The sequence below is a fragment of the Deltaproteobacteria bacterium GWC2_65_14 genome (genome assembly GCA_001797615.1).
GTDB lineage: Bacteria > Desulfobacterota > Deferrimicrobia > Deferrimicrobiales > Deferrimicrobiaceae > GWC2-65-14.
In genome coordinates this window covers 6,938-9,032 of sequence record MGPV01000011.1, presented here as the reverse complement: position 1 = coordinate 9,032, position 2,095 = coordinate 6,938, and the positions used below count along the sequence as shown (strand labels likewise).

The following is a 2,095-nucleotide window of genomic DNA, read 5'->3' as shown; positions in this document are numbered from 1 at the left end:
TACCCGGATAAAAGGACTCAGGATACTGCAATTCCAGACTGCAGGCGGGACACTCATTCACGAATCTGCAAATATCATTATCACGGTAATATCTGCAACGCTGGTCATCAACGGCTCAATGACACTGGGTATGATGCTTGCGGTGCAATTTATCACCGGCCAGCTTAACGGCCCGGTGTCACAGATCGTAAACTTCATGAGAGCGACACAGGATGCCAGGATCAGCCTTGAACGGCTTGCGGAGGTGCATGCCATGGAGACTGAGAGGCAGCAGAATGAAGCTTCGGCCGTGATGCCCGAGGAGGTGCTCACGGCGTGCGGCGCCGACGCCGGCATCCGGGGCGACGGGGAGTTCGCTTTTGCCGAGATCGCGAACAGGGCGCGAAACGGACGACGCTGGGACGACGCTCCGAACCTGATCCTCAGGCGCGACGGGAAATGGCATCGCAACCCGGCCTCGACTCCTTCGTTGGCCCTTCTCCCTCCCATGACACGCGGATGGGTGGACAACCCCCGCTACTTCCTCGAGGGGGGGCAGGCCGGCGTCGAGACCAAGCGGGGCTGTCCGCACCGGTGCATCTATTGCGCGGATCCGGTCGCGAAAGGAAAAAGCTCCCGGCTTCGCCCTCCCCGGTCCGTCGTGGAAGAACTTGCGCGCCTGCTCGACCAGGGGATCGACCACTTCCACACATGCGACAGCGAGTTCAACGTTCCTGAGAGCCATGCCGTCGCCGTGTGCCGCGAAATCGCCCGCCGCGGTCTTGGGGGTCGCCTTCGATGGTATGCCTACTGCGCGCCGGGTTCGTTCTCCCGGGACCTCGCGGCCTGGATGCAGCGGGCGGGGTGCGCGGGAATCAATTTCGGAACCGACAGCGGCGACGCGGAAATGCTGAGGCGGCTCGGCCGCGACTTCGGTCCCGACGAAATCCTGCGTGCGTCCCGCCTGTGCCGGGACCATGGCATGGCCGTGATGCTCGACCTGCTGATCGGCGCCCCCGGCGAAACGCGGGAGAGCGTGGGGAGGACGATCGATCTGATGAAGCAGGCGTCGCCGGACTGCGTCGGCGTCGCGGTAGGCGTCCGGGTCTACCCCGGTACGGAATTCGCGAAACGGGTGCTGCGCGGCGACGGGGCGGCGGGACTGGTGGGGGGGAAGGACCTTTCGAAGCCGGTCTTCTTCATCGAGCCTGGCGTGGCGCCCATCCTGTCCGATCTCCTCGATGCGCTCATCGCCGGGGACGGGCGATTCCTCTTCTTCGACGCCGGCCGGCCGGACAGGAACTACAACTACAACGCCAACCGGCTTCTCGTCGACGCCATCCGGGAAGGGTACCGCGGGGCCTACTGGGACATCCTCCGTCGTTATCGGGGGCGAGGGGCCTGAGCGCCGCAACCCGCCGAGCTCGGATCGGGACGGTCCAGGACCAGGTTACGAGGGAGCCGAGAGTCATGATCGTCGGCCCGGGCTCTCACACCGTGGCGGGATTTGGCGACCAGCTTCAATGGGGGAAGAAAACCCCGATCGACACGCGTGGCGGCATGGTTTTTCCGTGACGAGGAGAGAGCGATGGACATGAGACTGAAGGAAGACTTCCTGAATCGGTGGGAGAAGTATTTCGGAGGGGCGGAGGCACCCATCACCTGCTGGTACACCGACGATGAGGGCTCGGCCGATCGGGCGGAGCCGCCGAAAGGCCACCGGTGCGTTCTCGCGGACCTGAAGAAGATCCGGCAGGGGGCAAGCCTGCGGTTCGACCTGGAAACGATCGGATGCAGCGGCGGCCGGCGATACCTGGGCTTCACGAAAGGCGTCAGGCCGAACTTCGAGCACTTTCTCTCCTGCGGCATCCCGGGGGCCCTGGAGGGGGAACGTTACAAGAAATCTCCCGAGCTGGTGAAGGAGTTCGAGAAGCGCTCCCCCGTGTTCACGGCGCCGGCCCGCCACATCGTCTTCAAGCGGTGGGACCGGCTCGGGGAATTCGACGACCCTTCGGTGGTCATCTTCTTCGCCCCGCCGGATGTCCTTTCGGGACTCTTTACTCTGGCCAACTTAGACGAGGCCGACCTGAACGGCGTCCATTGCCCTTTCAGCGCC

Annotated in this window: 1 protein-coding gene and 1 pseudogene (1 of these 2 only partly in view); both read left to right on the top strand. The window is 64.2% G+C overall.

Features of this window, described 5'->3' with window-relative positions; all coding sequences use genetic code 11:
• Positions 1-292: 292 nt before the first annotated feature.
• The gene (locus A2X88_08460; protein ID OGP35428.1) at positions 293-1,384 is read left to right on the top strand and encodes a hypothetical protein; all 1,092 of its coding nucleotides are present in this window, start codon (positions 293-295) and stop codon (positions 1,382-1,384) included.
• 183 nt (positions 1,385-1,567) lie between these two features.
• Positions 1,568-2,095, top strand: a pseudogene (locus A2X88_08455) (hypothetical protein) (it continues 222 nt past the right edge of the window).

Bases quoted from the DNA above. Each gene is read 5' to 3' on its own strand.
- A2X88_08460 (OGP35428.1), top strand. From the start codon at position 293: ATGCCCGAGGAGGTGCTCACGGCGTGCGGCGCCGACGCCGGCATCCGG.